Here is a 24,981-nt window from a genome sequence, read left to right on the forward strand (position 1 = left end):
CGTCTGTTACAGACGTCCCGGGGGCGGCTTGTTCGTTTTCCGGAGGTCTATTCCTTGTCCCGCCGCCATATGGTGATAGAAGTAGAAGGACAAGGAGGGCTCGGCATGGCGAAGAGACCGGACAAGCGGGATGCGGGACGGACGGGGAGCGGCGCGGGCGGCGCGGCGGTTCCGGGAGGCGGCGTGCCGTCCGCTCCGTACGCGTACAGGCCGTACTCGCCGGAGGAGCTGGAGGCCGATCCCGAGCTGTGGTGGAAAGAGCGGCAGCGGCAGATGCGCGCGAGCGCGAGTTGGAGCCCGGTCGTCAAGACGCGGAAGCGCGACGAGAAGGATGTCTACCCGCCGGGGGCAGGGCTGACCTCGGCCTTGCGCGCTGCCGGAGAGCGGACGGTGGGCGATCTGCCGGCGGCGGGCAGCGCGATCCGGCCGGATCGCTACGGCGCAGGCACCCCTAGCGGGACGGGCGGCATGCCGGGCGGCATACCGGCGGGTTTGCCTGTGGTCTACGGGGGCGGCGCTCCTATCGCTCCATGGTACGGCGCTCCTGCCGGCCCGGGCGACGGCATCCGTCCGACCGGACCGGACCATGGCATCCGTCCGCCTGGTCCGGACGGCGGCGGACGAAGCATGCTCTTCCGGCTTCGCCAAGGCTTCGTCGCGAGGGCGGCCGTCGCCCTGCTGCTGTACGGAGCGGCCTGGGGATGGCTCAAGGCGGATCTGCCCGGCAGCCGGGAAGCCGAGACGTGGATGACGCTGGCGGTTACGCAGGATATGGACTTTTCGGCCGCGGAGGCCTGGTACGGCCGCAACTTCGGCGATTCGCCGTCCTTTTTGCCCGTTTTCCGGCACGGCATGTCCGAAGCGGAAGAAGTCAGCGCGGAGTGGGACGGGCAAGAGACGCTCGCTCCCGTCCAAGGCTTGGTCGCGGAGACCTTCAAGCAGAACGGCAGCGGCATCAGGATCGAGGCGGCGGCAGGCAGCATGGTGAGCGCCGTGCACAGCGGCCGGGTGATCCAGGTCACGCGATCGTCCCAAGGCGACGCGACGATTCTCGTGCAGCATGCAGGAAGGATCGTCAGCGTATACGGCGGCGTCGGCGACGTGGCGGTCGGGCCGGACGACTGGGTAGAAGCGGGGGGCAAGCTCGGCGCGCTAGGCGCTGCGACGGACGGCGCGGGCGTCCGGTCGCTTTACTTCGCGATCCGGCTCGGCGACAAGCCGCTCGATCCGCAGGAAGTGATTTCTTTTGATTAAAATCGGGGGGATCGTCTTCCGGTTCCACCCGCTTTTCGTGCTCCTTATGCTGCTCTCGGTGCTGACCGGCCGTTTTCAGGAGATGATTGCTTTATTCTTTATCGTATTGCTGCACGAGCTTGCGCATCTGTGGACCGCCCTCCGCTTCGGGTGGCGCGTCCGCGAGGTCAAGCTGCTGCCGTTCGGCGGCGTCGTCGAGACTGAGGAAGCGGGCTCCGCGCCGGTCCGGGAGGAGGCGCTGGTAGCCGCGGCCGGCCCGTTCTATAACGCGCTGCTCGCTCTGGCCGCCTGGGGGCTGGGACAGACCGGACTGGTCGACCAGGTATGGGCCGACGACTTCGCGCGGGCGAGCGGCTTGATCGCCGCGTTCAATCTGCTTCCCGCGCTCCCGTTGGACGGCGGCCGTCTGCTCCAATGCTGGTTAAGCATGCATTTTCCCTACCACCGCACCCTGTTATGGAGCGCCCGGATCAGCCTTCTGTTCAGCGCGCTCGTCACGCTCGGCGCCTTGTCGCCGCCGCTCTATGGCGGGCTGGTTCATCTCAATCTGCTGGCGATCGGCCTGTTCCTGTTCGCTTCCAATTGGACTTACATGCGCAATCTGCCGTTCGTCTTTCTCCGTTTCCTCGTCCGCCGGGCCGAGCGGTCCACGGACCGGATCGACGCGGGCACGCTGGCGCAGCCGATCGTCGTGTCGAGGCACCGCCAGTTGTCCGAAGTCGTGCGGCTGCTGATGAAGGAGCGCTATCATCTGGTCTATCTCATGGACCATGGGAAAATATCGCGCGTCGTCCCCGAGGCTCAGATCGTCGACGGCTTTTTGGGCAGCTTGACGGAAGGGAATGCGGATTTTCGCTTTTTCATGTAAAATGGGTTAAAACGGCTATCGCCCGAAGTCCGGAGGCCCGTCCCTCGGGCGGGCAAGGCCGTCCGCCCAGGAGGTAGGAATGAAGCAGCTCTTCGTCCACTGCACGCGCAACGTGACTCAGTCCTCGCTCCTCGAGGACGGGGTGCTGACCGAATTCAGCGTCGAGCGCTCCGAAGGCACCTCCCTGGTCGGGAACATCTATCTCGGACGCGTCGTCAACGTGCTGCCCGGCATGCAGGCCGCGTTCGTCGACATCGGCCTCCCCAAGAATGCCTTCCTGTACGTGGACGACGTGCTTCATCCCCATCTGGACCGTCAGCCCAAGACCAAGCCGTCCATCGCCGAGCTGCTCAAGCCCGGCGACAGGCGCGTCGTTCAGATCATGAAGGAACCCCTCGGCGGCAAGGGCGCCCGGATCACGACGCATTATTCGCTGCCGGGCCGCTGTCTCGTGTACATGCCTCACGCCGATTATGTCGGCGTCTCCAAGAAGATCGAGCAGGAGCAAGAGCGCGCCAGGCTCAAGGGGCTGGCGGAGGAGCTGCGCGAAGCCGGAGAAGGTTTGATTCTCCGTACCAACGCCGAAGGCGAATCCAGGGAATCGCTCGAGCGGGATCTCGCGGCGCTGCGCAGCGTCTGGCGCCACATCTCGGAGCGCAGCGCGGGGGCCGAGGCGCCGGCCGAGCTTCACCGCGACTTCGGTCTCGTGCAGCGGACCGTCAGAGACGTCTTCAAGCCGGACATGGCGTCGCTCGTGGTCGACGACGAACGCGCCTATCGCGAAGCGCGGTCCTATCTGCGGCAGACGGCTCCCAATCTGGAGCAGCGCGTCCTGCTGCACGGCGAAGCCGCGCCGCTGTACGAGCATTTCGGGATCAAGGCGCAGATCGACAAGGCGTTCCAGCGTCGCGTGGCGCTGAAGAACGGCGGCTACCTGGTCATCGACCAGACGGAGGCGCTGACCGTCGTCGACGTGAACACCGGCAAGTATACGGGCGCGATCGATCTGGAGCAGACGGTATTCCAGACGAATCTCGAGGCCGCGGCCGAGATCGCGCGGCTGCTTCGCCTGAGAGACATCGGAGGCATCGTCGTCGTCGACTTCATCGACATGACGGGCGACGACCATCGCAGGCAGGTGGTCGAGCGGCTGGAGGAGACCATGCGGCACGACAGGACCAAGTCCCAAGTCGTCGGCTGGACGAGGCTTGGCTTGCTGGAGATCACGAGAAAGAAAACCCGAGCCGATCTGATGAGTTATTTTTACGATACCTGCGCAGCATGCAAAGGAACGGGCAAAACGTACGTCCGCTGACCGCGAGACAAAATGGTTGCCTCGCTCCGCGGCTTGTGATAGAATACTCTAGTGCGTGCAATAGGCTCCTGTCAATTGCAAGCTACAACCGCACTCCAAAGGGTTCGAAGACCGGGCGTTCAAGCGGCCGGCACCCCATGAGGCGAGTCTTAGACATGAGGGAGGTGCACATATGTACGCGATTATCGAGACTGGCGGCAAGCAATACAAGGTTCAAGCAGGCGACGTTATCTTCGTGGAGAAGCTCTCCGCAGGCGAAGGCGACAGCGTTACGTTTGACAAGGTTCTGGCCGTATCCAGCGACAAGGGGTTCGTTACCGGAGCTCCGCTTCTGTCCGGCGCATCCGTGACGGGCAAGGTTGAGAAGCATGTCAAGGGCGAGAAGATCATCGTCTTCCACTATAAACCGAAGAAGAACGAGCGCAAGAAGCAAGGCCATCGCCAACCGTACACCAAGGTGACGATCGAGAGCATCCAGGCTTAAGAGGCTCAGGATGATCAAGATCGACATTCGCCGCGACGAGCGGCAGCGGATTAAGTCCTTCGAGGTATCCGGGCATGCAGGATACGACGATCCGGGTAAGGATATCGTGTGCGCGGGCGTGTCGGCCGTTACGGTCGGCGCGGTCAACGCGATCGAGCGCCTGACCGGCATCGTGCCTCAAGCCAGGATGAAGTCGGGGTTTCTCTCGGCGGCCATGCCGCCGGAGGGCGTCGTTTCGGATCAGGCCCAACTATTATTGGAGGGCATGGTCGTCGCTTTGGAGGGCATGTCGGAGGACTATGCGAAGCACGTTCGCATCAAGCAATCATCAAGCAAAAAAGGAGGTTGACACCATGTTGAAGCTCAATCTTCAGCTCTTCGCTTCGAAGAAGGGCGTAGGCTCCACGAAGAACGGACGCGATAGCCAATCGAAGCGTCTGGGCGCGAAGCGCGCGGACGGCCAAGCCGTTACCGGCGGCACGATCCTCGTACGCCAACGCGGCACGAAGATCCACCCGGGCAACAACGTCGGCATCGGCAAGGACGACACGCTGTTCGCACTTGTCGAAGGCGTCGTGAAGTTCGAGCGCTGGGGACGCGATCGCAAGAAAGTAAGCGTCTATCCGGCTCCGGTGGCGCCTGTCGCCGCTGCTCTTGAATAATCGACATCCAGAACCCCGGCCGCGCGTAGTGGCCGGGGTTTTTGCGTAGGCGGGACCCGAATGCCGCCTTCGTCACCCACAAGCAGCCTGCGTCGGCTGAATTCAAAGCGGGGAAAAGTAATTATGCCTACTCAAAAATCCTACGGCTTTTTGTACGCGGCTGCGTCGCTTCTGTTGCCGGCATGCGCGGTGTTCGTATGGCGCGAAGCAGAGTGGCCGATCGTGCTGTTCCTCGTCTGGGCAATAGCGGCCGCGCTGATCGCCGGCATTCTCGAGCGCCGCAGGTTCAGGCGTGCGGCGTCCAGGCTGCTGGAACACGCGACCCGGGATGCCGTCAAGTCGCGGCAGGATCTCGTGGATACGCTGAGCCACCACCGTCACGACTGGATGAACGAGCTCCAGATTCTGTACGGCTACCTGCGCATGCAAAAGATCGATAAAGCGATAGCGGTCGTGGACAGAATAAAGGAAGAGATGGAGCGGGACAGCCGCATATCGCGTCTGGGCAGCCCGGAGCTGTCCGCTTATCTGCTGTCGTTCCGTACGTTCTGCGATACGATGACGCTCGACGCGCGCGTGGATGAAGGCGTACAGGCTGCCCGAGTCGCCGAGGCGGAGGCGGACCGCGTCTGCCGGACCGCGATCGGCATGATTAATGCCTTTCGCATCCGCGCTTCCGCCGCCACCGCGGAGGAGAACAGACTCCGCGTCGTCTTCGGCGAAGCGGACGGCGAGTTGCGCGTCGAAGCGGCCTACGAAGGCGCATGGTCCGCCTGGAGCAGCCTGCGGGAGGATGTAGCGCGCGCGCTGCCCGCCGGCGCGAGCCTGTGCCCGTCCGGATCGGGCGATCCGGAGGAAGTCGCGCGCAAGTTGACGGTGGTCGTGACTGCATCATGAACGTAATTTCAGATTGCCTGCTTATTGAAGCGGAAACGAGAGTGATCAAGACATGTTCGTAGACAAGGCTAAAATATATGTCAAAGGCGGCGACGGCGGCGACGGGCTGGTTGCGTTTCGCCGGGAGCTGTACGTTCCCGAGGGCGGTCCGGCGGGCGGCGACGGGGGCGATGGCGGTGACGTGGTGTTCCAGGTCGACGAAGGCCTCCGCACGCTGATGGATTTCCGATACCAGAAGCACTTCAAGGCCACCCGTGGAGAAAAGGGACGGAACAAATCCCAGCACGGCGCCAACGCGGACGATATGATCGTGCGCGTACCGCCGGGCACCGTCGTCTTCGACAACGACACCGGCGAGATGATCGCCGACCTGACCCAGCACGGCCAGGCCGTCGTCATCGCGAAGGGCGGCCGCGGCGGCCGCGGCAACACGCGTTTCAAGAGCTCCGTCAACACGGCGCCCGCCGTCGCGGAGAACGGCGAAGAAGGACAGGAACGCTGGGTGACGCTGGAACTGAAGGTCATGGCAGACGTAGGTCTCGTCGGATTTCCGAGCGTCGGCAAGTCCACGCTGCTGTCGGTCGTATCGGGCGCGCGCCCGAAGATCGGCGCGTACCACTTCACGACGCTGACGCCGAATCTCGGCGTCGTCGAGCTCGGGGACGACAGCAGCTTCGTGATGGCGGATCTGCCGGGTCTCATCGAAGGCGCGCATGCGGGCGTCGGGCTCGGGCACGAGTTTCTGCGCCACGTGGAGCGCACGCGCGTCATCGTGCACGTCGTGGACATGTCCGGTCTCGAAGGCCGCGATCCGTTCGACGACTGGGTCAAGATCAACGAGGAGCTCAAGTTGTACAACCTGAAGCTTACCGAGCGTCCTCAGATCGTCGCCGCGAACAAGATGGACATGCCCGAGTCCGAGGAGAACCTGGCCACGTTCAAAGCCAAGCTCGCCGAGGCGCGATCGGATATCGAAGTATACCCGATCTCTTCCTTGACGCGTGCCGGCGTGCCGGAGCTCCTGTACAAGACGGCCGAGGTGCTGGCAACCGCGCCGGACCCGATCGAGCTGGCCGCGCAGGAGGCGAGGGAAGCCGAGGCGGCAGAAGGCGTCGTATACCGCCTCGATCCGCGCGAGGATGTGCATGACTATACGATCTCGCGGGACAACGAGGCGTTCGTGGTCGAGGGCGAATCGATCGAGCGTCTGCTCAGGCGCACGCAGTTCGGCTCCTACGAAGCGGTCATGCGCTTTTCGCGCATCCTGCGCAAGATCGGGCTGGACGCTGACCTTCGCAAGCGCGGCGCCAAAAACGGGAGCACTATCCGGATCGGCGACTTCGAGTTCGAGTTTTTCGAGGGCGGCGAACAGGACTACCTGTACGAAGGCGAATAATGCGTTTCGATGCACCTCAACACTAGCCTTATCGACAGCCGGCGCGATCGCGGCGGAGATAAAGGCTTTTTTTTCTGCCATTCATCTATTGCCGCCCCCGGACCGATCGGATATAATGTCCACTATACACAAACATGCGTCTTTCCTAGGAGGACGAGGAATGGCGGAGCAATATTACGCGGTGCGCGGGGACCTGTTGCCCGAGGGCATGCGCAAGGCCGAGCAAGCCAAGGCGCTCCTCAGGCGCGGCGAGGTCGCCACGATCAATGAGGCTGCGGAGCGCGTAGGCCTGAGCCGCAGCGCTTTTTATAAGTACAAGGACGGCGTATATCCGCTCGACCAGGCCGCGCGCGAGTCGATCGCGACGTTGTCGATCGATCTGGAGCACCGGTCGGGCATCTTGTCCAGAATGCTGGCGCTGATCGCGGACAACGGGGGCAACGTGCTCACGATTACGCAGTCGATCCCGCTTCAGGGACTGGCCAATGTCGTCGCGACGATCGACGCGGCGCAAATGACGGGCGACATCGGCGAACTGGTCGAGCGGCTCAAGGGGCTGTCCGGCGTGCGGCGAGCGTCCGTCGTCGGACGCAGCTAGACACGGATCGGATATGGGGAATTAGGATTAGATGTCAGGCTGAGCAGAAAGCGGAGGAGAATAATTATGAAGCCGGTAAAAGTGGGATTGATGGGACTCGGCACCGTAGGAACCGGCGTCGTCCGGATCGTGGAAGGACATCAGGAGGATCTGCAGAGCCAGGTCGCATCGCCGATCGAGATCTCGAAGATTCTCGTCAAGGACGCGTCCAAGTCTCGCAACGTCGCGGTCGACGCCGCGAAGCTCACGGAGGATCCCTGGGAGATCGTACGCGACGAGGAGATCGACATCATCGTCGAGGTCATGGGCGGCGTAGGCGCCACCAAGGAGCTGCTGCTCGAGGCGCTCGAGCGGGGCAAGCACATCGTCACCGCGAACAAGGACCTGATGGCGCTGCACGGCCAGGAGATCCTCGCGAAGGCCAAGGACAAGGGCTGCGACGTATTCTACGAAGCTAGCGTGGCGGGGGGGATTCCGATCATCCGCACGCTGATCGAGGGCTTCTCGTCCGACCGGATCACGAAGATCATGGGTATCGTGAACGGGACGACCAATTATATTCTCACCAAGATGAGCCAGGAAGGCGCGGACTACCAGGACGTGCTTGCGGAAGCGCAGGCGCTTGGTTATGCCGAGGCCGATCCGACGTCCGACGTCGAAGGACTGGACGCCGCTCGCAAGATGACGATTCTGTCGACCCTCGGATTCCGCGCTAACGTGGCGTTAGAGGACGTCGACGTGCGGGGCATCAGCGCCGTCACGCAGGAGGACATCCGGTACGCGCACCAGCTGGGCTGCGAGATCAAGCTGCTCGGCATCGCGGAGCGGCAGGACGACTACATTAGCGTCAGCGTGCAGCCGACGCTCGTGCGCCGCAGTCACCCGATCGCCTCCGTGAACGGCGTGTTCAACGCCGTATACGTGCACGGCGAGGCGGTTGGCGAGACGATGTTCTATGGACCGGGCGCCGGCGAGATGCCGACTGCGACGTCCATCGTGGCCGATCTGGTGTCCGTCGTCAAGAACATGAAGCTCGGCGTCAACGGACGCCAAGCCTCCCTCTCGTACAAAGAGAAGAAGCTCAAGACCGACGAGCAGATCGCTTCGAAGTACTTTATGCTGCTGCACGTAGAGGACCGCGCCGGCGTATTGATGCAGATCGCCCAGGTATTCTCGCAGTGCGACGTCAGCATCGAATCCGTCATGCAGCCCGCTACGCCGGACCAGCAGGGCGCGCAGCTGATCATCTCCACGCACGCGGCCGACAAGGCTTCGATGAAGGCCGTGCAGAGAGCGTTCGAGGAGCTGCCGGCGGTCAAGACCATCAAGAGCGTGTATCGGGTCGAGGGCTGAACGGACGATGTGCGGCATCGTATGGGGAGAGGGGTAAGGAATACCATGACGGATAAGGCAATACGTCCGGCGGCGGACCGCGTCGTCGTACGGGTACCGGCGAGCACGGCGAATCTCGGTCCGGGGTTCGACAGTCTGGGCATGGCGCTGTCGCTATACGCCTGGGTCGATCTGGCGCCGGCGGATCGGACGACCGTGACGCTATACGGCGGCAATCTCGAGGGCGTCCCGCGGGACAAGAGCAATCTGATCTACGAAGTCGCGCAGTCGGTATTCGAGCGGGCCGGCGTCAGGTTGCCCGAGCTGGCGATCGGCATCCGCAGCGATATCCCGCTGACGCGCGGTCTCGGCAGCAGCGCGTCGGCCATCGTAGGCGCGCTGGTCGCGGCCAACGCGCTGATCGGGGAGCCGCTGGAGACGGACGAGCTGTTCCAGATGGCGACCGCGCTGGAGCGGCATCCCGACAACGTCGGCGCCTCCATCTACGGCGGCATCGTCGCGGCGGCCTGGGACGGCGCGCGGGCCGAGGCGGTACGGTTCGATCCGCCGGCGAGCCTGCGCTTTCTCGCCGCCATTCCCGCGTTCGAGCTGGCGACGAAGTCCGCGCGCGGCGTGCTGCCGCAGCAGGTAGCGAGGGAGGACGCCGTATTCAACGTGGCGCACAGCTCGCTCCTGACCGCGGCGCTCGCGACGGGGCGTCTCGACGCGCTGCGCCACGCGCTGCGGGACAAGCTGCACCAGCCCTACCGGGCGCCGTTGATTCCCGGCATGGAGCGCGTGCTGCGCGAGGCGCCGGATCACGGTGCGCTGGGCGCGGTGCTGTCCGGCGCGGGACCGACGCTGCTCGCGTTCGCGGAAGCTGGCGCGGACATCGCGGGCCTCGAGGCATTCGTTCGCGAGGCGCTGGCCGAGGCGGGCGTTCAAGCGGAGTTGCGCTGGCTGCAGCCGGACCTCTGCGGACCCAAGGTGCGTCTTCTGGTCGCCGGAGAGTCGGATTTCGGCTCGGATCCGAACGTCGTGCTGTCGAGCCTCGAGGGAACGGAGGTACGGTTATGAACCGCCTTCCCAGCGCCGCTGTGCTTCCGAAGGGCACGTTTTCGGACGAGGCGGCGCGTTACCTTTTTCGCGAACGCGATGTCGACCTGGTTTACTGTAAAATGATCGCGGACGTCTTCAAGTCGACGGCCGGCGGCAAGACCGACTGGAGCGTCATCCCGATCGAAAATACGATAGACGGCTCCGTGAGTCTCCATACCGATTGGCTCGTGCACGAGGTAGAGCTGCCGATTCGCGCCGAATGGGTCATCCCGGCCGTGCAGAACCTGGTAGGGAGACGATCAGAACTGAGCGAGGAAGCGGCGAGCGAGGACGGGCGCGGCTGGGATCCGGCCAAGATCGTCAAGATTCTCAGCCATCCCGTGGCCATGGCCCAGTGCTACGAGTTCATCCGCACGCATATTCCGCATGCGGAGCTCGAGACGTTATCCAGCACGGCCGAGGCCATCCGTACGGTCCAGGACAACCCGGGCCGGGGCTGGGCGGCGATCGGCACGCGCACGGCGGCCGCGGATTGCGGACTCGACGTGCTGCAGGAGGGCGTGACCGATCACGACAACAACTACACCCGCTTCTTGCTCGTCGGCCACCAGGTTTACGCGTCCGACGCCTCCACCATGCAGAAGACCAGCATTCTGATCACGCTGCCCGAGGATTACCCGGGCGCGCTGCACCAGGTACTCGCGGCTTTTTCCTGGCGGAAAATCAATCTGTCGCGCATTGAGTCGCGTCCGACCAAGAAGAAGCTAGGCAGCTACTACTTCTGGATCGACATCGAGATGTCGCTCGATACGGTGCTCCTCCCCTCGGCGATCGCGGAGATCGAAGCCATCGGCTGCCAGGTTCGCATTCTCGGCTCTTATCCCAGTTTCCCATTCGAGGGTTGAACATGAATCGGAGGTGTCCGTAGCGCATGTCTGAGCAATGGATCTATCTGAACGGGCAGTACGTCAAAAAGGAAGACGCCAAAGTCTCGGTGTACGATCACGGGTTCCTTTACGGCGACGGCATATTCGAGGGGATCCGCATCTACGGCGGCAACATTTTCAGATGCCGGGAGCATCTCGACCGCCTCTACGACTCGGCCAAGTCCATCATGCTGAACGTCCCGCTCAGTCCGACTCAGATGGAGGATGCGCTGTGCGAGACGATCCGCCGCAACGGGCTGCGCGACGGCTATATCCGGCTAATCGTCTCCCGCGGACCGGGGAACCTGGGGCTCGATCCTCTTCGCTGTCCGGAGGCGTTCGTCGTCATCATCGTAGAACAGCTCGCGATCTATCCCGAGGAGGCGTACCGGGACGGCTTGCGCTCGGTATCGGTCAGTCCGCGCCGCAATCTGCCGGACGCGCTGAATCCGAAGATCAAGTCGCTGAACTACCTGAACAACATACTGGTGAAGATCCACGCCAACCTGGCCGGCGTCGGCGAAGCGATCATGCTAAACTCGCAGGGGTACGTGGCCGAGGGGTCGAGCGACAACATCTTTATCGTGAAAAAAGGCGCGGTCTATACGCCGCCCTGCTACATCGGCGCGCTGGAAGGCATCACGCGGGGGGCGATCATGGAGCTCTGCGCCAAACTCGGGCTGCCGCTGCGGGAGGAGCCGTTTACGCTGCACGACGTGTACACGGCGGACGAAGTCTTCTTCACGGGTACGGCCGCCGAAGTCATCGCGGTGCGCGAGGTGGACGGACGTATCATCGGCGAGGGCAAGGCGGGCCAGCTGACGAGACGGCTGCTGGACGAGTTCCGCAAGATCGTGACGGTCGAAGGCGTCAAGGTGTTTGAATAGCGTGAGGATCGGGGCGGCGCTCGCCATGCGGGCGGCTGTCTTTTTTTATGCCGAATGCGTACGAGACAGTGGATTCGGGGTTGATGACAAGGGTTTATTTACATAAGATTACAAAAGTGATATCATATTAATATGAGTTATAAATCAGCATTGACGTAGAGGGGGATGCCGAATGCAGGAAAAAAGAGCTTGGCATATGAACGGATTCTTGGCATTGCTGCTCTGTCTGGCTTCGCTGGCAGGAGGAGTCGCGCTGGCGGTACAAGGCGGCGACCGACCGGAGCCGGACGGCGGACTGATCGGGCTCGGCGTAGCGCTGCTCGTGCTCGCCATGGTCATCCTGAGCTCGCTCACGATCGTGCAGCCGAACCAGGCGAAGGTGATCACCTTTTTCGGCAGCTACATCGGCACGGTATCGCGCAGCGGCCTCTGGATGGTGCTTCCGTTTACCGTCAAAAAGAGAGTGTCGCTGAAGGTTCGCAACTTCACGAGCAACACGCTGAAAGTGAACGACGCGGAGGGCAATCCGATCGAGATCGGCGCGGTGGTCGTATTCCGCGTATCGGATACGGCCAAGGCCGTGTTCGACGTCGACGACTACGAGCGGTTCGTGGAGCTGACGAGCGAGACGTCGATCCGCCACACGGCTGCCAAGTACGCGTACGACACGTTCACCGACGAGCCGAGCCAGTCGCTGCGGGGCAACTCGGACGAGGTTGCGTCGGAGCTGTCGGCCGAGCTGCAGAACCGACTGCACGTCGCAGGCATCGAAGTGCTCGAGACCCGGCTCACCCACTTGGCCTATGCGCCGGAGATCGCCAGCGCCATGCTGCAGCGGCAGCAGGCGATCGCCATCATCGCGGCGCGGGCCAAGATCGTCGAAGGCGCCGTCTTCATGGTGGACGCTGCGCTGCGCCAGCTCGTGGAGAACGGCATCGAGCTCGACGCTGAGCGGCGCGCGGCGATGATCAACAATCTGATGGTCGCGGTCGTGTCCGACCGTGCGGCGACGCCGGTCATCAACACGGGCACGCTGTACGGCTAAGGATGCGCGGCCATGTCATCCAAACCGAAGAAGGCGTACCCCCTTCGCCTCGATCCCGAGATCTACGCGGCGCTCGAGAAGTGGGCGGCGGATGAATTCCGCAGCGTGAACGCGCATATGGAGTACGTGCTGCGCGAGGCGCTGCGCAAGGCGGGACGGCTCAAGGGTCGACCCGAACCGCCGGGCGAGGCGGAGGAATAAGGCGACCGAAGGCGCAGCCGCAACGGCGGCGCGAGGACGAGGCGAACCGGAGAGCAAGTTTCCGGTTCGCCTATGTTTTTTTGCCGGAGGGATGTCAAACGCCCAGTTCCTGCATAGGATGTAAGGATTGCGCGGGGCGGCAGCCCGCACGCGAGAGTCCAGCACCGGGAGGGAACCGAGTGAAGATCCATATCGCCAAAAGCGGAGACACGCTGTACAACTTGGCTAAGAAATACGGCTTGTCGCTTGACGAGCTGATCGCCGCCAACACGGATATCGAGAATCCGGACGAGATCGCGGTGGGCGCCAAGATCCGCATACCGAAGCCGGGCCAGATGCAGTACGAGATCGCCGAGGATTACACGATCAAGCAAGGCGACACTATGTGGAAACTGTCGAAAGCCTATCAAGTGCCGCTCGCCGACTTGATCGCGGCCAATCCGCAGATCGTCAATCCTAGCGCGCTCATGACCGGTCAGATCGTCCATATCCCGAAGCTGCCGGCTCCAGGCTCCGGCTCGATGGAAGGCATGCACCACCACGATCACTCCGGCAAGCCGAGTACCGCGGTCATGCCGGCAGCGGGAGAGAAGCCGAATACCGCGGTCCTGCCAGGTTCGACGGAACAGCCTGGCACGGCTGTGATGCCGGAAAAGCCTAGCACGGCCGTCATGCCGGAAAAGCCTAGCACCGCTCCGATGCCCGTACCCGCGCCGCCGCCGCAAGTCGTGGCGCCCGTCGAAATTCAGATGCCCGTGCCGATGCCGCCCGCTCCTCCAGTCGCGCACGAGTCCTACCCCGTCTACCTCACGACCTACGAACATACGACCGACCTTTTCCTTCAAATGCCGCAGCCAGCCGTGGAAGCCGCGGCTCAGCCCGCAGCGTCGTACGGTTACGCGCAAGAAGCCGCAGCGCACCCTGTAGCGGCACATGGTTATGCGCAACCAGCCGTATCGCCCTCGACTGCGCTGCCGGCAGTCGGCGGATACGGCGGATACGGCGGGTACGGCGGGTACGGGTCCACGGCGAGTCCGGCGCAGCAAGCAGCCGTCAGCCCTGCGAGCCTGTATCCGCAAGGGTATGGCGCGACGAGTCCGGCATCGGTTCAAGGCTACGGATACGGGACGGCTCTCTCGCCGGCGTCCATGCAGCCCTATGGCTGCGCGCCGTGCGCAGAAGGAATCGGTCCGCTAATCGGCGGCATACCCGCCTATCCGGGGCATATCGGCGGCCTGGAAGGCGGCATCCCCGGCCATCTTGGCGGATTGGAAGGCGGGATCCCAGGACAGCTGGGGGGGCTTGAAGGCGGCATCCCCGGGCATCTTGGCGGGCTTACTGGCGGCCTTCAGGGCCATCTCGGCGGGCTTGAAGGGGGCATCCCTGGACAGCTTGGAGGTCTGCAAGGCGGCATTCCCGGACAGCTAGGAGGTCTGGAAGGCGGCCTGCCGGGTTACTACGGGCATCTGGGCGGCTTGGCGGGCGGCATTCCCGGTCATCTGGGCGGCCTCGAAGGCGGGATCCCAGGACAGCTAGGGGGGCTTGAAGGCGGCATCCCCGGCCAACTCGGCGGCCTCGGAGGCTTACCGGTCGGATGGGGACCGTCCAACTGTCATCCGTGCGCGGGCTCCCCGGTCTACCCGGCCTCAGCCGTATCGCCAGCGCAGACGTCCGCATACGGTTATCCGGGCGGCATGCTGCCTGCGCAGACGGCCCTGTCTCCCGCATCCGGCTATGCGGCGGGCGTCGTATCGCCGGCGGCGACCGCGCCCGCAGCCAGCCCATACGGTTACGGTTATGGCCACGACCAGCGATTCGCGCCGAACGGCGGCTACGGCGCGCAGCCGTACGCAGGCGGCTACTCCGCCCCCTACCGCGACGGCTTCGAATTCGTTCAATATCCGTTGAACGGCGCCGAGTACGGGGACATCAACAGGGATGCGAGCAGGGATCTGGCCTACGCGTCGAACGGCAACGGAGCGGAGCGGGCTTCCGCAGAGGATGGCTTCGACGGCGAAGCCGACCCGGAGTCCGAGTTCTCCGTACCCGATGCCAAGCCGCGAATCGGCGTCGCCAAGGCGTCCCGCACCGGCGCGCAGCGCCAGGGTAACGCCGGCTCCGGCGCGTCGAAGCGAGTCGCTTCCTCTTCGGCCGGCAAGGCGCAGGTGCGCGTCGCTTCCGCTCCGAAGAGCAGGAAGAGCCTCCCTTGGATCAAATGGTAAGCTTTGATGCATAACCCTCGGAGACCGGGACCACACTAGGGAAAAACCGAAAAGAAGGGATCCCGGTGCTCGCAAGTCGGATGCGTCAATGGATGAAGCGGTTGAAGCGCAACAAACGTCATGTCTGGTCCCTGGGTGCGTGGGCTGCCGCCGTGCTGACTGCGGCAGCCGCGATGGCGGCCGCGAAGCCGCTGCTGGAGCGCGCCGGCGGCCCGGCGCCGGCTATGACGGAAGCCGAAGCCGTATGGCTGGACAAGCGTGCCTCGCTCGTCTCCTTCGAGGAGCCCGCGTCGGAGCGGGGCCGGGCCATCGCCGCGCTGGCCGCCCGGGAAGGCAAGGTGGAAGTCGTGCTGCGGCGGATGTACGTGTGCGGGGAGGAGACCCGGCGGCTTGGGTCGTTCTCCTCGTCGGAGGCGATGGCGCTGCTGAAGGCGCATCGCGACTGGACCGCGTCGCTGGCGGAGGCGGACAAGATCGTCATGCGGGAATCCGTAGACGATCTGTCCGCCGCCTGCAAGGCTTCGGCGCGTATCGGCCTCGACAGCGGCGGCAATCTCTCGCTGTTCGACGGTCCCGTCCGCAAGGACAAGGTCATTCGGACCTTTTTCCACATGGACGTTAAAGCAATGGAGAGCGGGATGTCGCCCGATGAGCTGCGCAAGCTTCGCGAGGGCATGCCAATCGGGGACGACGGCGACTATCGGCAGGTCGTGAAGCGGCTCGGCGAATTCGCCGACAGGCAGGAGGGCGACCGGATGCCTCGGTGACCGCGGCGGCCGAGGCCAAGGCAGGTTGCGGAACCAAGCAGCACATGAAGCGCTTGAGCGTTTGCCCGGGCGCTTTTTTATATTCTTGTTCTGTTCGGCTTTCTGTTCTCATGCCCGTCTTCGAATGGTATAATCAAGTAGTCTGTCAGTAGAAACAGGAAGCGGGGAGCCCTCATGCGGGTATTGGGAATCGACCCCGGCATTGCCATCATGGGATTCGGATTCATCGACAAGATCGGGCATCGTCTCGTGCCGGTGCAGTTCGGGAGCATCCAGACGACGCCGGACACGGCCCAGGAGGTCAGGCTTCAGCAGATTTACGAGGCGTCCTGCAAGCTTCTGGACCAGTATCAGCCGGAGACGGTAGCCGTCGAAAAGCTGTTTTTCAACAAAAACGTGACCAACGCGTTCAGCGTCGGCCAGGCGCGCGGCGTGCTCATGCTGGCTGCCGCGCAGCGGGGCATCCCGATCGGCGAGTATACGCCGATGCAGGTGAAGCAGTCCGTCGTCGGCTACGGCGGCGCGGAGAAGAAGCAGGTGCAGGAGATGGTCAAGCGCCTGCTTGGACTGGCGAGCGCGCCCAAGCCGGACGACGTGGCGGACGCGCTGGCCGTCGCGATCTGCCACGCGCACGCCAGCGGCATGAGTCAAATGATGAACGGAGCGACGCGCCGGTGATCGATTATTTGAAAGGTTACATAACGCACGTGGAGCTGGAGTACGTGGTGCTCGACGTGCGGGACGTGGGATACAGGGTATTCACGCCCAATCCGTACGGATTGGCGAGAAGCGAGGAGCAAGTACAGCTGTTCATTCACCACCATGTCCGCGAGGACGCGATCCAGTTGTTCGGATTCACGACGAGAGACGAGCAGAGCTTGTTCCGCAAGCTGCTGGAGGTGTCCGGCATCGGTCCTCGCGTCGCGCTCGGCGTGCTGGCCGGCGGTCGGCCGGAGTCGGTCGTCGCGGCCATCCAGCAGGAGAATCTGACGTTCCTGACGAAGCTGCCCGGCATCGGCAAAAAGACGGCGCAGCGGATGGTGCTGGACTTGAAGGATAAGCTGGGATCGGCGTACGAGGCGGCCGGCCTAGGCTTGCCTGCCGCCGAGCGTCTATCGCTGCCGGACGACGGACACGCGTCCTGGACCGCTGCGAGAGAAGCGTTGGCCGGACTGGGCTACCGGGACGCGGAGCTGGACAATGCATGGACGGCGCTTAAGGACCGGATCAAGGCGGAGGATTCGCCGGACGTTCTGATGAAGCTTGCGCTTCAGCAGCTGTTTACGGGTTAAGAGCAAGAGGCGGGAGAGGAGGACGCACGGGTGGAAGACCGTATCGTGACCGCTCATTTGATGATGGAGGACCGGCAGGCGGAGCTGAGCCTGCGTCCGCGTTATCTGAACGAATATATCGGCCAGTCGCAAGTCAAGGACAACATGAAGATTTACATCGAAGCGGCCAAGCTCAGGCAGGAAGCGCTCGATCACGTGCTGCTCTACGGGCCGCCGGGTCTCGGCAAGACGACGCTCTCGAACATCATCGCCAACGAGCTGGGCGTGAGCATCCGGACGACCAGCGGCCCGGCGATCGAGCGCCCCGGCGACCTGGCCGCGATCCTGACCAATCTGCAGGAGAACGACGTGCTGTTCATCGACGAGATTCACCGGCTGCATAGGACGGTCGAAGAAGTGTTGTACCCGGCGATGGAAGACTTCGCGCTTGACTTCGTCATCGGCAAGGGGCCGAGCGCGCGGTCGGTGCGTCTCGACCTGCCGAAGTTCACGCTCATCGGCGCGACGACGAGGGCGGGGCTTCTGTCCGCGCCGCTGCGCGACCGCTTCGGCGTCGTGAGCCGGCTGGAGTTCTACACCGAGGACGAGCTCGCATTCATCGTGTCGCGGACGAGCGACCTGCTCGGCGTGGACATCATCGGCGACGCGTCGCGGGAGATCGCGCGGCGCGCGCGCGGCACGCCGCGCATCGCCAACCGGCTGCTCAAGCGGGTGCGGGACTACGCGCAGGTGCGCGGGGACGGCATCATAACGGAGCAGCTGGCGCACGAGTCGCTCGAGCGGCTGCAGGTCGATCCGATGGGGCTGGACGCGATCGACCACAAGCTCCTGCACGCCATGATCGCCCGCTATCGCGGGGGGCCTGTAGGCGTGGACACGATCGCGGCGTCGATCGGCGAGGAGAGCCAGACGATCGAGGACGTATACGAGCCTTACCTGCTGCAGATCGGATTTTTGCAGCGCACGCCTCGCGGCCGGGTGGCCACGTCGGCGGCCTACCGCCATCTGGGCTTGCCCGAGCCGGAGCAGCGCGCTTGAGCGGCAAGGAAGCCGGGAGTCCGGCGCGGCGCGTCCTGACGGTCTACTACGATGGCGAGTGCAATCTCTGTCTGTCGGCGGTGGCGCGGATGAAGCGGCTGCGCACGAGATCCGAGCTGCGCTTCGTGCCGCTGCAGACGGCTTCGGCTGAGCTTGCCGCGGAGGCCGCGTCCGGCGCGACCGACAAGGATGCGGGGCATCTGTCTCAGATGCTGGTGAAGGACGAGACCGGCGGCACCGTGACCGGCGGCTCGGAAGCCGTGATGTTGCTGCTCAGGGACGTGCCGAGGCTGGCCTGGCTGGGCAGGCTCGGCAGCCTGCCGGGGCTGCGGGGAATCAGCCGGGCCGCATACCGGCTCATCGCGAAGTATCGTTATCGTCTGTTCGGCAGAAGCGAGAGCTGCAAGGACGGGAGCTGCAGGATCGACTTCAAACCTTGATCGAAGATACAGATACGGAGGAACGTCATGATAACTACTAATCGTCGTGTCGCGCTCGCCGCCGCGGCCGCCGTAATGCTCGCCTGGACGGGAGCCGGCGGTTCGGCCGCGGATGCGGTCACGGTGCCCGATACGATCCGCGTCGCCCTGTTCCTGGACCTCGGGTCCAAGTACCAGTCGACCACGCCGGTCGTGACCCTCGTGTCCGCCGGCGGACTCGGATTGTCATGGACGGGCGGCCAAGGTCAATCGGACTACCCTGCCGCTGGCGGCACGGTACGGTTCGCAGTAGACGCCTATCGGGCGATGGTGCTGGAGACGGAGGACTTCGCGGCCGCGCAGACCGTGCTGAAGAAAATCCAGGCCGGCTCCAAAGCAGGATTTATCACCAAGCTCACCAAGAAAGGCAAGACCGTCTATCAGGTGACGGAGGGCGTATACAGCTCGGCGTCGGCCGCGCAGTCCGCGTTGTCCAAGTGGGCGACTGCGGCCGGCGGCCAGAAGTCGCTGACACCGCCGTTCGCGGCTGGACCGTACGCGGTCGAGGCCGGCCCATACGCGAGCGCCGGCGAAGCTTCGGCCGCCGCCGCGCAGCTGGGCAATGCGGGCTTCGACGCCTTCGTGGCCTTGAAGCCGTCGACGGGCGGCGCCGCGTACGCGGTGCGCGTCGGCCAAGCGGCCAGCCAAGCAGAGCTGTCGAAGGTCCAGGCCGCCGTAGCCGCTGCCGGCTTCAGCGTTCTGGAGCCGGCGGCAGGGACGCCGTACGCGGTCATCCGGGATGACGTCACTTATACGGGCTCTGCCTCGGCGTCAGCGCCTCTCTATGCCTTGCCTGCCGCTGGCGGCGGCGTACTGCAGGCCGACATCCAGGGCGCGGGCGGCATCCAGGTCGTCGAACGAAGCAAAAACAAATATCGCGGCAGCATCCAGATCAGCGTGTTGAACAACAATCTGGCCGTCGTCAACGTCGTCGGGCTCGAACCTTATCTGTATTCCGTCGTCGGCGCCGAGGTCGGCTCGAGCTGGCCGCCCGAGGCGCAGAAGGCGCAGGCGGTAGCGGCACGTTCCTACGCGCTGGCCGGAGGCGTTTCCTACCAGATCGCGGATGTGGTCGACAATACTTACAGCCAGGCGTACAACGGTCTCGGCTCGGAAAACGCGAACTCCATCGCGGGCGTCGACGCGACGGCGGGAGAGGTCATGACCTACGGCGGCAAGATCATCACCGCGATGTTCGGCGCCAGCGCGGGCGGCGTCACGGCGGATCCGCTCGAGTACGCCGGCAATGCGATTCCTTATTATGCGGGGGCCGTAGTGAGTCCGGACGACGGCATCCAGAAGGGCAAGCTCGACTGGTACCGCGTCGCGCTCGATTCGGGCACGGTCGGCTACATCCGCAGCGACCTGCTGGCAGACAAGGGGCATAAGAACGAAGCCGGATTGTCCATGCTGTCCGTGACGGCCGACAATGCGCAAGTACGCCCGAGTCCTCGTGTCCAGAACGACGTGCAGCCGCTTGCCTCTGTCGATGCGGACACGCTCGTGCTGTCGCTGGGCAAGACGCCGGAGTATACGAACAACGCATGGGTCGAAGGACCGCTAGCGGCGGACAAGCTATTGTCGACGATCAACGCCAAGCTGTCCGACAAGAACAAGATTCAGGGGCCGCTGCGCACGCTCGAGGTGTCCGAGGCCGGCGCATCGGGCAGAGCGGTCCGTCTCAAGGCGAACGGGACGACCGTGCAGCTCTACGGAGACAGCTGGCGCAGCGCGCTCGGCGGCGTCAAGAGCACGCTGTTCCGGATCGAAGAGACCGCGCGGGCGACGATCGCCGGCGCGGACGGGGCGATCCGCGAAGTGCCGGACGGCGCGGGCGCGCTGCAGGTGCTCGGCGCCGACGGCGCCGCGCGCTCTCTCGACGCGGCGGGCGGCGCGATCGTCATGAACGGCTCGGGGCAAGCGCGGGCCCTCTCCGCGGCGCCCCAATTCATCATCGCGGGCACCGGCTACGGTCATGGCCTGGGCATGTCCCAGTGGGGCGCAAGAGGGCTAGCGGAGCAAGGGTATGACTACCAGCGGATTCTGCAATACTATTACAAGGATATCAAGATCGAGAAGGATGGCGCTTCATGAATGTCGGGGATTACGATTTTGAACTGCCCGAGGCGTTGATCGCCCAGACGCCGCTGGCCGACCGAACGGCTTCCCGGCTCCTCGTGCTGCATAAGGACGGAGGACAGGTCGAGCACCGTTCGTTCAGGGACCTGGCGGATTATCTGGTACCGGGAGATACGCTCGTCCTGAACGATACGAAGGTCATTCCTGCGCGGCTGTTCGGACGCAAGGCGGACACGGGCGCGAAGGCCGAGCTGCTGCTCCTCAAGCAGCTGGGGGACGACCGCTGGGAGGCCCTCGTCCGCCCCGGCAAAAAGCTTCATCAGGGCGCCGTGCTTCATTTCGGCGAATCGGAAGATTCGATGAAACCGTTGCTGGCGGCCGTCGTAGAAGAAGAAGGCGAAATGGGCGCGCGCACGATCCGTTTTCAGTATGAAGGCATTTTCAACGAAATTCTCGATCGGCTCGGCGAGATGCCTCTCCCGCCCTATATCAAGGAGAGGCTGAACGACCGGGACCGCTATCAGACGGTGTATGCGCAGAATGAGGGCTCGGCGGCGGCGCCGACGGCCGGCCTGCATTTTACCGGCGACTTCCTGCGGGAGCTCGAGACGCGAGGGGTACGCGTATGCCGCGTCACGCTGCATGTCGGCCTCGGCACCTTCCGTCCGGTGTCCGTAGACAATGTGCTTGAGCACAAGATGCACGAGGAATGGTACGGCATCGATGCGTCGAACGCGGAGCTGCTGAACCGGGCCAGGCGCGAAGGCACGCGAATCGTTGCGGTCGGCACGACGTCTGCGCGGACGCTCGAGACGCTCGGGCAGCGGTACGGCGATCGCCCGATTGAGGCTAGCAGCGGATGGACCGGCATTTTTATTTATCCGGGATACGAATTCCGCCTCGTCTCCGCGCTCCTCACGAACTTCCATCTGCCCAAGTCGACGCTGGTCATGTTGGTCAGCGCGCTTGCCGGCAGGGAAGCGGTCTTATCGGCCTATCGCGAAGCCGTCTCCGCCGAGTACCGTTTTTTTAGCTTCGGCGATGCCATGTTCATCACCTAGGCGCATTGACTACAGAAGGGACCGATCGAGAACCTATGCCTGCCATTACTTACGAACTGATCAAGACCTGCGCCCAGACGGGCGCGAGGCTCGGACGCGTCCATACGCCGCATGGCGTCATCGACACGCCTACGTTCATGCCGGTCGGGACGCAGGCGACCGTCAAGGGCGTCAGCCCGGAGGAGCTCAAGGCGCTGAACGCCCAGATCATCCTGAGCAATACGTACCACCTGTTCGTCAGGCCGGGCCACGAGCTCGTCCGCGCGGCGGGCGGCTTGCACAAGATGATGAACTGGGACCGCCCGATTCTGACGGACAGCGGCGGCTTCCAGGTGTTCTCGCTGGCGCAGATGCGCAAGATCACCGAGGAGGGCGTCACGTTCCGCTCGCATCTGAACGGCGACAAGCTGTTCCTGTCCCCGGAGGTCGCGACTGCGGTCCAGAACGCGCTCGGGCCGGACATCATGATGGCGTTCGACGAATGTCCGCCTTACCCCGCCGAGTATTCGTACGTCAAGCAATCGACGGAGCGCACGAGCCGGTGGGCCGAGCGATGCCTCAAAGCGCATGCGCGGCCGCACGACCAAGGGCTTTTCGCGATCGTACAGGGAGGCATGCACAAGGACCTTCGCGCGCAGAGCGCGGCGGATTTGACTTCCCTGGATTTTCCGGGCTATGCTATTGGAGGCCTCAGCGTAGGCGAATCCAAGGAGATCATGTACGAGGTGCTCGAGCACACCGTGCCGCTGCTCCCTTCGAACAAGCCGCGCTACCTGATGGGCGTCGGCTCGCCCGACGCGCTCGTCGAGGGCAGCATCCGCGGCGTGGACATGTTCGATTGCGTGCTCCCGACCCGGATCGCCCGCAACGGCACGCTCATGACGAGCGAAGGCCGCGTCGTCGTCAAGAACGCCAAGTACGCGGAGGACTTCGGTCCGCTCGATCCGGCGTGCGACTGCTATGCTTGCCGGAACTATTCGCGCGCGTACGTCAGGCATCTGATCCGCGCGGACGAGATGTTCGGACTTCGGCTGACGACGATCCACAATTTGCATTTCCTCGTGAATCTCATGAACCAGGTGCGCCAGGCGATCCGCGAGGACCGTCTCGGAGACTTCCGCGACGAGTTCTTCGAAGCATACGGCATGGCGACCAACGAGAGCGGCTTCTGATTATCAAAAGTACGAAGGGAGGTTTTATCCATGTGGTTAGCTGAAGCCGAGGGAGGCAGCAATTTGCTGATGTCCCTGGCACCGTTTCTACTGATGTTCGTCGTGTTCTACTTCCTGCTTATCCGTCCGCAGCAGAAGAAATCGAAGAACCGCAACTCCATGCTTCGGGCCCTCTCCAAGGGCGACAAGGTCACGACGATCGGCGGGCTGCACGGCACGATCGCCGAGATTACGGACGACACGATCGTGCTCAAGGTCAACGACGTGACGCGTCTCACGTTCGACCGCTCCGCGATTAACAATGTGACGGCGCGCACGACGGAACCTAAGAGCGAGTAACGATACCGTTGCCAAGAGAACCCAACCGAAGACAAGCCCTCAAAGTCGCGAGACCTTGAGGGCTTGTCTTTTCATTATAGCGATAGCGGCCTTAGGATTCCGTCGAACGCGACGGGGTCAGCTTCTTCAGCTTGGTCTGCTGTCGGCCTCTCCGCCCGGGCATCGCGGACGAGCGATCCGCCCAGTCGCCGACCCGGAGTCCGACGGCGACGACGAGAATGGCCAAGGCCATACCTGCGAACATATCGGTCGCCCAGTGAATGCCCAGATAGAAGATGGAAAAGAGGATGACGAGTGCGTTGACGGCGCCGATTACCGCCCAGCGCCTGCTGCCGGAGCGCATCGCCAGCAGCGCCATCGTCGTCGAGATCGACGTATGCAAGCTCGGGAAGCAGTTGTCCAGTCCGGACAAATGACGATACTGCGTCTCGAAGCTTGGAAAAACGTCGAGCATCAGAAATCGAATCTGAGCGGAAACGGACCAAGCCTCGTGCACGGGTACCAGCAAATAAAAAGGAACCGCGATCAAGTAGTTTAACAGCAGCGCCGCGCATAGGGCGTAATAAAGCTTATAATTGCCCGCTCGAACATAGACGATCAGAGAGGCGACCATAAATCCTTGAAAGACGACCAAGTAGAAAAACGCGCAGACGAGCGTGAGCCAAGGGGCCTCCAGCAGCCGCTGAAGATCGCCCTGCCAGCTGCCCTCCCAGCCCGCGACGGCTTCGGTGAGATCGCGGGCTGGGGGAAAGACGGCTTCAAGACGCAGCTCGAGCTTGTTGAGCGCCATGATGAACAGTAGCGAAAGGAAAAAGGCCAGAAGCTTGGGGGAGCCGGCGAGCCTGCGGACGAAGACGAAAGCAGCCGCGAACGGCTGCCTCGACGTGCCGTACCATACGAGAAGCGCCACGGCGACGGCCGTCAGCGCGGATAGGGTTTTCATGCTGCCGAATACGATCAATTCGCTCGCTCCCCGTCGCTAGAAATCAATTGTATCAGTATAGCACAATCGGCGATTTTCTAACGGGGGCATGCGTTTTATTTTACAGTCGTCTCGTGCCGCCGTTCGAGCCCGCGTTCACGCCCAGCATGCCGCCGAAGGCGCCGGCGAGCGCGGCGACCAGTCCAAGGAGTCCCATGCGGGAGTCGACGCCGATATCCTGGGACAGGAAGCCGATCAGCACGACGGCAAGGGTGTAGAGCAACCCGGTGAAGGCGCCGATGTACCAGCCCCGCCTGCCGGAACGCTTGGCGGCCGTAAAGCCTCCGGCGAGGCAGGAAGCGCCGTGGACGCCGAATACCCACGATAGGAGCTTCGTCTCCGGCAATGACGAACTATACAGCAATACCGACAGGGCGAGCGTGCCGAGGCCGAGCCAGATAAAAGCCCATACGAGACCCGCGACCACGGGCGATGCGATGCGAATGCCGGATACGCGAACGGAATTCATATCGATGCACTCCTTTACATTCAAGCGATTTGTACCATTGTATGGGCTTGTACGCGCCGCTAGTACTTCGGAATGCCGATAATTTCCGATAGGCGCATCCGTATCGGGCGCACGGGCCACGGTGAGACTACACACGCGGGACCGGCTCCGATGTCCG

At 63.5% G+C, this 24,981-nt stretch carries 27 protein-coding genes and 1 other annotated feature; of the genes, 25 read left to right on the plus strand and 2 right to left on the minus strand.

From position 1 onward, the window contains the following. Positions 1–105: 105 nt before the first annotated feature. The 25 genes from PQG80_RS18100 (at position 106) to yajC (ending at position 23,373) form a co-directional block, all read left to right on the plus strand. Positions 106–1,254 (plus strand): M23 family metallopeptidase, encoded by a 1,149-nt coding sequence (locus PQG80_RS18100; RefSeq protein ID WP_271752842.1) that lies wholly within the window; start codon positions 106–108, stop codon positions 1,252–1,254. After that, a complete protein-coding gene (locus PQG80_RS18105) occupies positions 1,247–2,122 on the plus strand; it encodes a M50 family metallopeptidase (protein ID WP_271752843.1) in 876 nt (291 codons plus the stop codon). The genes PQG80_RS18100 and PQG80_RS18105 overlap by 8 nt, the downstream gene beginning before the upstream one ends. Before the next feature lie 79 nt (positions 2,123–2,201). Then, complete coding sequence (locus PQG80_RS18110; protein ID WP_271752844.1) at positions 2,202–3,437, plus strand: Rne/Rng family ribonuclease; 1,236 nt, start codon at positions 2,202–2,204, stop codon at positions 3,435–3,437. Positions 3,438–3,513: 76 nt separating this feature from the next. Further along, positions 3,514–3,597, plus strand: a sequence feature (ribosomal protein L21 leader region). A 12-nt stretch (positions 3,598–3,609) separates the two neighbouring features. Then, positions 3,610–3,921 (plus strand): 50S ribosomal protein L21, encoded by a 312-nt coding sequence (gene rplU / locus PQG80_RS18115; protein WP_090115596.1) that lies wholly within the window; start codon positions 3,610–3,612, stop codon positions 3,919–3,921. Between the two features lie 10 nt (positions 3,922–3,931). After that, entirely contained in the window at positions 3,932–4,270 is a 339-nt protein-coding gene (locus PQG80_RS18120; RefSeq protein ID WP_271752845.1) for a ribosomal-processing cysteine protease Prp, read from the plus strand. Positions 4,271–4,274: 4 nt separating this feature from the next. Beyond that, positions 4,275–4,583, plus strand: coding sequence for a 50S ribosomal protein L27 (rpmA, locus tag PQG80_RS18125; RefSeq protein ID WP_090115598.1), 309 nt, complete (start codon positions 4,275–4,277; stop codon positions 4,581–4,583). Positions 4,584–4,706: 123 nt separating this feature from the next. Beyond that, positions 4,707–5,480 carry a Spo0B domain-containing protein gene (locus PQG80_RS18130; protein ID WP_271752846.1) on the plus strand — a complete coding sequence of 258 codons (774 nt, stop codon included), beginning with the start codon at positions 4,707–4,709 and terminating at the stop codon, positions 5,478–5,480. A 52-nt stretch (positions 5,481–5,532) separates the two neighbouring features. Then, positions 5,533–6,876 (plus strand): GTPase ObgE, encoded by a 1,344-nt coding sequence (obgE, locus tag PQG80_RS18135; RefSeq protein ID WP_271752847.1) that lies wholly within the window; start codon positions 5,533–5,535, stop codon positions 6,874–6,876. A 160-nt stretch (positions 6,877–7,036) separates the two neighbouring features. Continuing rightward, positions 7,037–7,474, plus strand: coding sequence for an ACT domain-containing protein (locus PQG80_RS18140; RefSeq protein ID WP_271752848.1), 438 nt, complete (start codon positions 7,037–7,039; stop codon positions 7,472–7,474). A gap of 66 nt (positions 7,475–7,540) precedes the next feature. Continuing rightward, positions 7,541–8,827 carry a homoserine dehydrogenase gene (locus PQG80_RS18145; RefSeq protein WP_271752849.1) on the plus strand — a complete coding sequence of 429 codons (1,287 nt, stop codon included), beginning with the start codon at positions 7,541–7,543 and terminating at the stop codon, positions 8,825–8,827. A 45-nt stretch (positions 8,828–8,872) separates the two neighbouring features. Continuing rightward, positions 8,873–9,883, plus strand: coding sequence for a homoserine kinase (thrB, locus tag PQG80_RS18150; protein WP_271752850.1), 1,011 nt, complete (start codon positions 8,873–8,875; stop codon positions 9,881–9,883). Beyond that, positions 9,880–10,770 carry a prephenate dehydratase gene (gene pheA / locus PQG80_RS18155; RefSeq protein WP_271752851.1) on the plus strand — a complete coding sequence of 297 codons (891 nt, stop codon included), beginning with the start codon at positions 9,880–9,882 and terminating at the stop codon, positions 10,768–10,770. The genes thrB and pheA overlap by 4 nt, the downstream gene beginning before the upstream one ends. A 26-nt stretch (positions 10,771–10,796) precedes the next feature. Beyond that, positions 10,797–11,678, plus strand: coding sequence for a branched-chain-amino-acid transaminase (gene ilvE, locus PQG80_RS18160; protein WP_271752852.1), 882 nt, complete (start codon positions 10,797–10,799; stop codon positions 11,676–11,678). Positions 11,679–11,850: 172 nt separating this feature from the next. Continuing rightward, the gene (locus PQG80_RS18165; RefSeq protein WP_271752853.1) at positions 11,851–12,723 is read left to right on the plus strand and encodes an SPFH domain-containing protein; all 873 of its coding nucleotides are present in this window, start codon (positions 11,851–11,853) and stop codon (positions 12,721–12,723) included. A gap of 12 nt (positions 12,724–12,735) precedes the next feature. After that, on the plus strand, positions 12,736–12,924 hold the full coding sequence (locus PQG80_RS18170) for a type II toxin-antitoxin system antitoxin (RefSeq protein WP_271752854.1): 189 nt from the start codon (positions 12,736–12,738) through the stop codon (positions 12,922–12,924). A gap of 179 nt (positions 12,925–13,103) precedes the next feature. After that, positions 13,104–15,146: a LysM peptidoglycan-binding domain-containing protein gene (locus PQG80_RS18175; RefSeq protein WP_271752855.1), complete on the plus strand. Its 2,043-nt coding sequence runs from the start codon at positions 13,104–13,106 to the stop codon at positions 15,144–15,146. A 92-nt stretch (positions 15,147–15,238) separates the two neighbouring features. Next, entirely contained in the window at positions 15,239–15,913 is a 675-nt protein-coding gene (locus PQG80_RS18180; RefSeq protein WP_271752856.1) for a BofC C-terminal domain-containing protein, read from the plus strand. A 174-nt stretch (positions 15,914–16,087) separates the two neighbouring features. Continuing rightward, positions 16,088–16,591 (plus strand): crossover junction endodeoxyribonuclease RuvC, encoded by a 504-nt coding sequence (gene ruvC / locus PQG80_RS18185; RefSeq protein ID WP_271752857.1) that lies wholly within the window; start codon positions 16,088–16,090, stop codon positions 16,589–16,591. Further along, a complete protein-coding gene (ruvA, locus tag PQG80_RS18190; RefSeq protein ID WP_271752858.1) occupies positions 16,588–17,205 on the plus strand; it encodes a Holliday junction branch migration protein RuvA in 618 nt (205 codons plus the stop codon). Before ruvC ends, ruvA begins: the two co-directional genes overlap by 4 nt. Positions 17,206–17,235: 30 nt before the next feature. Further along, entirely contained in the window at positions 17,236–18,243 is a 1,008-nt protein-coding gene (gene ruvB, locus PQG80_RS18195) for a Holliday junction branch migration DNA helicase RuvB (RefSeq protein ID WP_271752859.1), read from the plus strand. Continuing rightward, positions 18,240–18,683: a thiol-disulfide oxidoreductase DCC family protein gene (locus PQG80_RS18200; RefSeq protein WP_271752860.1), complete on the plus strand. Its 444-nt coding sequence runs from the start codon at positions 18,240–18,242 to the stop codon at positions 18,681–18,683. The genes ruvB and PQG80_RS18200 overlap by 4 nt, the downstream gene beginning before the upstream one ends. 27 nt (positions 18,684–18,710) lie before the next feature. After that, positions 18,711–20,816: a SpoIID/LytB domain-containing protein gene (locus PQG80_RS18205; RefSeq protein WP_271752861.1), complete on the plus strand. Its 2,106-nt coding sequence runs from the start codon at positions 18,711–18,713 to the stop codon at positions 20,814–20,816. Beyond that, the gene (queA, locus tag PQG80_RS18210; RefSeq protein ID WP_271752862.1) at positions 20,813–21,862 is read left to right on the plus strand and encodes a tRNA preQ1(34) S-adenosylmethionine ribosyltransferase-isomerase QueA; all 1,050 of its coding nucleotides are present in this window, start codon (positions 20,813–20,815) and stop codon (positions 21,860–21,862) included. Before PQG80_RS18205 ends, queA begins: the two co-directional genes overlap by 4 nt. A gap of 35 nt (positions 21,863–21,897) precedes the next feature. Further along, the gene (gene tgt / locus PQG80_RS18215; RefSeq protein WP_271752863.1) at positions 21,898–23,034 is read left to right on the plus strand and encodes a tRNA guanosine(34) transglycosylase Tgt; all 1,137 of its coding nucleotides are present in this window, start codon (positions 21,898–21,900) and stop codon (positions 23,032–23,034) included. 30 nt (positions 23,035–23,064) lie between these two features. Continuing rightward, complete coding sequence (gene yajC / locus PQG80_RS18220; protein WP_271752864.1) at positions 23,065–23,373, plus strand: preprotein translocase subunit YajC; 309 nt, start codon at positions 23,065–23,067, stop codon at positions 23,371–23,373. A 91-nt stretch (positions 23,374–23,464) separates the two neighbouring features. Here yajC and PQG80_RS18225 read toward each other — a convergent pair whose 3' ends face one another. Next, entirely contained in the window at positions 23,465–24,334 is an 870-nt protein-coding gene (locus tag PQG80_RS18225) for a phosphatase PAP2 family protein (protein WP_271752865.1), read from the minus strand. 82 nt (positions 24,335–24,416) lie between these two features. Then, on the minus strand, positions 24,417–24,824 hold the full coding sequence (locus PQG80_RS18230; protein WP_271752866.1) for a TIGR04086 family membrane protein: 408 nt from the start codon (positions 24,822–24,824) through the stop codon (positions 24,417–24,419). Positions 24,825–24,981 lie beyond the last annotated feature (157 nt).

This window comes from Cohnella rhizoplanae, from assembly GCF_948329515.1.
Classification (GTDB): Bacteria; Bacillota; Bacilli; order Paenibacillales; family Paenibacillaceae; genus Cohnella; species Cohnella rhizoplanae.

Coding starts and splice junctions, on each gene's coding strand:
- PQG80_RS18100 (WP_271752842.1), top strand. CDS start 106: ATGGCGAAGAGACCGGACAAGCGGGATGCGGGACGGACGGGGAGCGGC.
- PQG80_RS18110 (WP_271752844.1), top strand. CDS start 2,202: ATGAAGCAGCTCTTCGTCCACTGCACGCGCAACGTGACTCAGTCCTCG.
- PQG80_RS18130 (WP_271752846.1), top strand. CDS start 4,707: ATGCCTACTCAAAAATCCTACGGCTTTTTGTACGCGGCTGCGTCGCTT.
- queA (WP_271752862.1), top strand. CDS start 20,813: ATGAATGTCGGGGATTACGATTTTGAACTGCCCGAGGCGTTGATCGCC.
- pheA (WP_271752851.1), top strand. CDS start 9,880: ATGAACCGCCTTCCCAGCGCCGCTGTGCTTCCGAAGGGCACGTTTTCG.
- rplU (WP_090115596.1), top strand. CDS start 3,610: ATGTACGCGATTATCGAGACTGGCGGCAAGCAATACAAGGTTCAAGCA.
- rpmA (WP_090115598.1), top strand. CDS start 4,275: ATGTTGAAGCTCAATCTTCAGCTCTTCGCTTCGAAGAAGGGCGTAGGC.
- PQG80_RS18230 (WP_271752866.1), bottom strand. CDS start 24,824: ATGAATTCCGTTCGCGTATCCGGCATTCGCATCGCATCGCCCGTGGTC.
- PQG80_RS18170 (WP_271752854.1), top strand. CDS start 12,736: ATGTCATCCAAACCGAAGAAGGCGTACCCCCTTCGCCTCGATCCCGAG.
- yajC (WP_271752864.1), top strand. CDS start 23,065: ATGTGGTTAGCTGAAGCCGAGGGAGGCAGCAATTTGCTGATGTCCCTG.
- PQG80_RS18140 (WP_271752848.1), top strand. CDS start 7,037: ATGGCGGAGCAATATTACGCGGTGCGCGGGGACCTGTTGCCCGAGGGC.
- PQG80_RS18180 (WP_271752856.1), top strand. CDS start 15,239: ATGAAGCGGTTGAAGCGCAACAAACGTCATGTCTGGTCCCTGGGTGCG.
- tgt (WP_271752863.1), top strand. CDS start 21,898: ATGCCTGCCATTACTTACGAACTGATCAAGACCTGCGCCCAGACGGGC.
- thrB (WP_271752850.1), top strand. CDS start 8,873: ATGACGGATAAGGCAATACGTCCGGCGGCGGACCGCGTCGTCGTACGG.
- PQG80_RS18120 (WP_271752845.1), top strand. CDS start 3,932: ATGATCAAGATCGACATTCGCCGCGACGAGCGGCAGCGGATTAAGTCC.
- PQG80_RS18145 (WP_271752849.1), top strand. CDS start 7,541: ATGAAGCCGGTAAAAGTGGGATTGATGGGACTCGGCACCGTAGGAACC.
- ilvE (WP_271752852.1), top strand. CDS start 10,797: ATGTCTGAGCAATGGATCTATCTGAACGGGCAGTACGTCAAAAAGGAA.
- PQG80_RS18205 (WP_271752861.1), top strand. CDS start 18,711: ATGATAACTACTAATCGTCGTGTCGCGCTCGCCGCCGCGGCCGCCGTA.
- obgE (WP_271752847.1), top strand. CDS start 5,533: ATGTTCGTAGACAAGGCTAAAATATATGTCAAAGGCGGCGACGGCGGC.
- PQG80_RS18165 (WP_271752853.1), top strand. CDS start 11,851: ATGCAGGAAAAAAGAGCTTGGCATATGAACGGATTCTTGGCATTGCTG.
- ruvC (WP_271752857.1), top strand. CDS start 16,088: ATGCGGGTATTGGGAATCGACCCCGGCATTGCCATCATGGGATTCGGA.